The 5756-nt window shown below is 60.6% G+C and carries 5 protein-coding genes and 1 pseudogene; all 6 read right to left on the bottom strand.

The features are described from left to right. Positions 1 to 57: 57 nt before the first annotated feature. Complete coding sequence (locus tag VIE67_RS06605; protein ID WP_332024499.1) at positions 58 to 273, bottom strand: hypothetical protein; 216 nt, start codon at positions 271 to 273, stop codon at positions 58 to 60. Between the two features lie 4 nt (positions 274 to 277). Further along, positions 278 to 517, bottom strand: a complete 240-nt coding sequence (locus tag VIE67_RS06610; RefSeq protein WP_332024501.1) for a hypothetical protein — start codon at positions 515 to 517, stop codon at positions 278 to 280. A gap of 91 nt (positions 518 to 608) precedes the next feature. Further along, positions 609 to 1100: a signal peptidase II gene (gene lspA / locus VIE67_RS06615; RefSeq protein ID WP_332024503.1), complete on the bottom strand. Its 492-nt coding sequence runs from the start codon at positions 1098 to 1100 to the stop codon at positions 609 to 611. After that, positions 1093 to 1581: pseudogene (locus tag VIE67_RS06620) on the bottom strand (endonuclease domain-containing protein). Before VIE67_RS06620 ends, lspA begins: the two are co-directional and overlap by 8 nt. Positions 1582 to 1779: 198 nt before the next feature. Then, positions 1780 to 4728: an isoleucine--tRNA ligase gene (gene ileS / locus VIE67_RS06625; RefSeq protein WP_332024504.1), complete on the bottom strand. Its 2949-nt coding sequence runs from the start codon at positions 4726 to 4728 to the stop codon at positions 1780 to 1782. Between the two features lie 179 nt (positions 4729 to 4907). Next, the coding region (locus tag VIE67_RS06630; RefSeq protein WP_332024506.1) for a bifunctional riboflavin kinase/FAD synthetase at positions 4908 to 5756 on the bottom strand (849 nt) is incomplete at its 5' end.

Raw genomic sequence — 5756 nt, forward strand, 5'->3', positions numbered from 1 at the left:
ACCTCTCCCGCAAGGGGAGAGGTAGAAGCTACGGGGCACATCGCGAATATGCCCTCTTCAAGCCGCCTGCAGGCGACCTTCGATGGCACCCGAGAGCGGCACTTCAACAAAGCAGGTCATCGGGTAGAGATAGTCCTCGCCACTTTCATCGACGATTCGGACCATGCCTTCGACATTGGCCGCGACGTCTTCAAGTACCGCGTAGAATTTGCGCGGCTCCAGGGCCTCCGGATATCCACCGTCGCTGATGCAAAGCAGAAATTTGGTTTTCATCTCGTCAATCCAGAAACCGTTTGATCTTAATCTTGCGTTTGCCGATGCCATGCGCCTCGTACCAATGCACTTCGCACAGGCGCCTATTTCCACTCGGCATCATCACCGTAGCCTCGCCTTTCAGCTTGCGCCATTTACCATCGCCAAACAATTTTCTGAGGTTGGCAAGCTCGCGAATTCCAGCACCTGACGCAATGGTTTGGATATTGCCGATCGCGCCGACGATTTCGATACCGGAATCCATCCTTGATGATTTTACACCAACGACTCGATAGGAACGAAACGGCGCGTCCGCTCAACGCCCAGCCGTTGCCTGCCGGGGATGGCAGACATTTCTATCCCGGTGATTTTTTACCGAACAAGCCGAACCATATCAGCAGCACCGCGCCAACCGTGATTGCCGAATCCGCGATATTGAACGCCGGAAACGACCATGCGCCGTAGTATACATCTATAAAATCGGTCACCTGGCCGAAGCGCAAGCGATCGATCAGGTTGCCGAGCGCGCCGCCGATCACCAGCGCCAGCGGCAATGCGTTGCGCCAATCAGTGCGCGGAATCGTCGCCAGCCAGCGGATCAATACTGCGCTCACGATCAGCGCCAGCGCGCTGAACAGCCAGCGCTGCCATCCGCCCTGATTGTCGAGAAAACTGAAGGCCGCACCGGTGTTGAACGCCAGCGTCCAGTTGAGAAACCCCGGAATCACCGGATGCGGTACGTGTAGCTGCAAGGCCGACATCACGATGGCTTTGACCAGTTGATCGAGCGCGATGACGGCGACCGATAGACCCAACCATACCAAGGCGCTGCGACGAACCTCACTCACGGGAACTTACGGCGGCTTGCGCCGCTGCCTCCTCTCCCGCCGCGCTGCGCGCGTCGGCCTCTCCTTCAAGGGGAGAGGCGAATATTTCAAATTCCGCAATGTTTTTCAGCCCCTCTCCCCTCGCGGGAGAGGGGTTGGGGAGAGGGGGCAGTCCGGAGAGTTGCTCAAACAAAGAAGCAAGCACGCCCTCGCGATTCGTCAGCACGTCGTTGTTCCAATATCGCAGCACGTGAAATCCTTGTTGTTCGAGCCACCGCGTTCATTCCTTATCGACGAATCCATCGTGCTGTCCGCCATCGACTTCGATGATCAGCCGGCGCTCGAAGCAGACGAAATCGACGATGTAAGGGCCGAGCTGTTGCTGGCGTTTGAATTTGAAATCGGTGAAACGCTTCGCCCGCAATTCGCGCCAAAGAACTTTCTCCGCATCCGTGGGAGCGCGGCGCATGCTTTTGGCGAATTCAAGCAACCGGCTGGTCATATGCTTCTTCCATAACCTCACTGCGGACTGCCACCCTCTCCCCAACCCCTCTCCCGTCAAGGGAGAGGGGCTGAGGCAGCAACCTCTCTCATTGTGGGAGAGGGCTGAATGCTCTCACCTCTCCCCTCGCGGGAGAGGTCGACGCGCAGCGCGTCGGGAGAGGGGGCGACCAGTTGCAGTGGCTATCCCAATACAAACTCAAAAATATCTACGGTTTTCGCCCGGGCCATCCGGCAGGTTCGTCACGCAGCGCCCGCAAATTTCCGGGTGGTTCGGATCCACGCCAACGTCGGGGCGGCGATGCCAGCAGCGGATGCATTTGTGCTCGCCGCTGACGTGTGCAGAACTCCACAATTTCTGGTTATCCACTTCGATACTTTGCGCACCCGCTGGCACATTCGTCGTATCGGCCAGACGTAATTCCGACGTGATGAAGAAGAAGCGCAATTCGCTCACGAATGGGGCCAGCCGCGCATGCACCGATTCGGGAGCATACAGAACGACTTCGGCTTCGAGCGCAGCGCCGATCGCGCCTTCATTGCGCATGCCTTCGAGCAGCTTGGCCGTGGCCGCGCGGATCGCCAGCAAATCGGCCCAGAACTGACGCTGTTGCGGCGTCCCTTGGGTCGCCTCCAAGCCGTCGTAAAACGTTTCAAACAACACCGAAGCATCGCGTTTGCCTGGAACCAGCGGCCAGATTTCCTCGGCGGTGAACGACAGAATCGGCGCCAACCAGCGCGCCAATGCTTCGAGAATGCGGTACATCGCACTCTGCGCGCTGCGCCGGCCGTGGCTGTCCGGCTGCATCGTGTACAGACGGTCCTTGGTGATATCCAGATACAGCGAACCGAGTTCGTTGGTGCAGAAATTCTGGATGCGCTGTACGACTTCAGGAAAATCATAGCGCGCATAGGCGGCGATCACCGCCTGCTGCACATCGTAGGCTTGCTGCACGGCCCATTGGTCGAGCAGCAAACTCTTTTCAACCGGCACCAGATGCTGGGTCGGATCGAAACCGGCGAGGTTGCCGAGCAGAAAACGCGCGGTATTGCGGATGCGCCGATACGAGTCGGCAACGCGTTTCAGAATCTCATCCGACAGCGCCATCTCGTTGCGGTAGTCGGCCGATGCGATCCACAGGCGCAGGATGTCCGCGCCGTAGGTCTTCATCACGTCCTGCGGTTCGATGCCGTTGCCGAGCGACTTCGACATCTTGCGCCCTTGCGCATCGACAGTGAAGCCGTGCGTGAGCACTTCGTCGTACGGCGCATGGCCGTGCATCGCGACCGAGGTGAGCAGCGAAGAATGGAACCAGCCGCGATGCTGATCCGAGCCTTCGAGATACATCACCTTGTCGCCGGGGTTGCGCGCGAGGTTCGCACGCTGATCGAGCACGCAAAAATGCGTCACGCCGGAATCGAACCACACGTCGAGAATGTCGGTGACCTTGGTGTAGTCGTCGGCCTCCGCGCCGAGCAATTCATGCGGATCGAGCGCGTACCAGGTATCGGCGCCGCCCTTTTCGATGCGCTGCGCGACCTGTTCCATGAGTTCGACGCTGCGCGGATGCGGCGCACTGGTGGATTTGTGTACAAATAGTGCGATCGGCACGCCCCAGGTGCGCTGGCGCGAGATGCACCAGTCCGGGCGATCCTTGATCATGCCGTAGATGCGTTCCTCGCCCCATGCCGGATACCAGTCCACGTCGTCGCGAATCGCCTTGAGCGCACCCGCGCGCAGGCCCGCGGTCTCCATACCGATAAACCACTGCGGCGTCGCGCGGAACACCACCGGCGTGCGATGCCGCCAGCAATGCGGATAGCTGTGGGTGATTTTCTCCGCGGCAAGCAACACGCCACGCTCGCGCAGCAGATCGGCGATGGTGTCGTTAGCCTTCCAGATATATTGCCCGGCGAAAATCTCGGTGGCCGGTGTGTAGACGCCGTTCGGGCCGAGCGGATTGATGATGTCGATGTTGTATTCGCGCGCGACGGTAAAGTCTTCCATGCCGTGGCTTGGCGCGGTGTGCACGGCGCCAGTGCCATCGTCGGTGGTGACATGGTCGCCACAAATGATGGGGATTTCGCGATCGTAAAATGGATGTCGAAGCATGCTTGAGCTCCTCTCCCCTTGGGAGAGGGGTTGGGGTGAGGGTTCAGCATCGCGAGAGCGCCCCCTTCCGCCTTCGGCACCTTCCCCCGCACGCGGGGGAAGGGATTCGAGGCCGGCGCCTTTGATGTGCCCTAGCGGTGTTGCATTTTCCACATTGTAGCGTTTTGCCGCTTTTTCCAGCAGCGGCACGGCGACGACCAGCAGCACGCGCTTGCCCGCGCGTTGTGGTCCTTCGATCAGCGCGTAGTCGATATCCGGCCCAAGCGTCACCGCGACGCTGCCCGGCAGCGACCACGGCGTCGTCGTCCAGATCGGCACGGCGACGATGTCGCCGTCGTTGATGCCGACGCCGAACTTCGCCGCGAGCGCCTTGGGATCGAGCGCATCGTAGGCGACGTCGATCGCCGACGAGGTCTTGTCCTGGTATTCGATCTCGGCCTCGGCCAGTGCCGAACCGCAATCGAAGCACCAGTAGACTGGCTTGTCGCCGCGCAGCAGATGACCGTTGGCGACGACCTTCGACAGCGCGCGGATCGTGTCCGCTTCGTACTTGAAATCCATCGTGCGATAGGGATTTTCCCATTCGCCGAGCACACCGAGGCGTTTGAAGTCGGCGCGCTGCAGATCGATCTGCTTGGCCGCGTACTCGCGGCACAACTTGCGGAACTCGGCCGCATCGACCTTGACGCCGACCTTGCCGACTTTTTTCTCGACCGCAACTTCGATCGGCAGGCCGTGGCAGTCCCAGCCCGGCACATAGGGCGAGCGCAAACCGGCCATCAGCTTCGACTTGACCACGATGTCTTTGAGAATCTTGTTGACCGCGTGGCCGAGATGGATCGCACCGTTCGCATACGGCGGACCGTCGTGCAGGATGAAGGCATGCTCGCGATTCGCCGTGTGCTTCTGGATCTCGCCATAGCGATCGGATTTTTCCCACTCGGCAAGCATCGCCGGCTCGCGCTTGGCCAGATCGGCCTTCATCGCGAATGTGGTCTGCGGCAGGTTGATCGTGTTTTTGTAGTCGATGGACATTTAATTGCCGAGAAAATAGGGAACAAAGACTCAGGAGAAAAATACACTACCGTCATTCCGGCGAAAGCCGGGCTTTCAACAGCGAAGCTGGTCATCCAGCGGCGTTGCTTTTTCTGAAGCGCCGCGAAGAACAAAGACACTGGATTCCGGCTTTCGCCGGAATGACGAACAAGCGATGTTCATGGACCGACACCCAGAATCTTCCGCGCCTGCGCGGCATCCCGGTCTATCTGTTTCACCATCGCGTCGAGGTCGGAGAATTTCTCCTCGTCGCGCAGTTTTTCCACAAATTCCACTTGTATACGCTTGCCGTAGAGATCGCCGTCGAAGTCGAACAGATGCGCTTCGAGCAGCGGCTCCTTGCCGTTCACGGTCGGACGCACGCCGAGGCTCGCAACGCCCGGTCGCGCCACATCCCCGACGCCAAAAACCTGCACGGCGAAGATGCCGAACACCGGCGAGATGCGCCGGCCCAGACGCACGTTTGCGGTCGGATAGCCGAGCTTGCGCCCGAGCTGCTGACCACGCACCACATGCCCGCCGATCGAGAACGGGCGTCCGAGCCAGCGCGCGGCCAGATCGAAACTGCCGCCGGCCAGCGCGTCGCGAATCGCCGAACTACTGATGCGCTCGCCTTCGAGCACGACTGGCGTGAGCGCATTCGCGCTGAAACCATGTTCGCGCCCCAGCCGTTCGAGCAGGGCCAGATCGCCGCCGCGCGCGTGGCCGAAACGGAAACCCTCGCCTACCCAGACTTCGCGCGCATTCAGGCGCTCAACCAGCACGCGCTCGACGAATTCCTGCGCCGTCATCGCTGCTAGGGTCGCGTTGAAGCGCAGCAGCAGCACGCGCTCGATCCCCGCATTGCCGAACTGCTCGATCTTCTCGCGCAGACTCGACAAGCGCGGCACCGGACGGCCGTGCGCGAAAAACTCGCGCGGCAACGGCTCGAAACTGGTGACCACCGAGACCAGATTCAACTCGCGCGCCCGCTCGCGCACGCGCGCGAGCACCGCGCGATGGCCCAG

The sequence above is a fragment of the Rudaea sp. genome (assembly GCF_036560865.1).
Lineage (GTDB): Bacteria > Pseudomonadota > Gammaproteobacteria > Xanthomonadales > Rhodanobacteraceae > Rudaea.

Coding starts and splice junctions, on each gene's coding strand:
- VIE67_RS06605 (WP_332024499.1), bottom strand. CDS start 273: ATGAAAACCAAATTTCTGCTTTGCATCAGCGACGGTGGATATCCGGAG.
- VIE67_RS06610 (WP_332024501.1), bottom strand. CDS start 517: ATGGATTCCGGTATCGAAATCGTCGGCGCGATCGGCAATATCCAAACC.
- ileS (WP_332024504.1), bottom strand. CDS start 4,728: ATGTCCATCGACTACAAAAACACGATCAACCTGCCGCAGACCACATTC.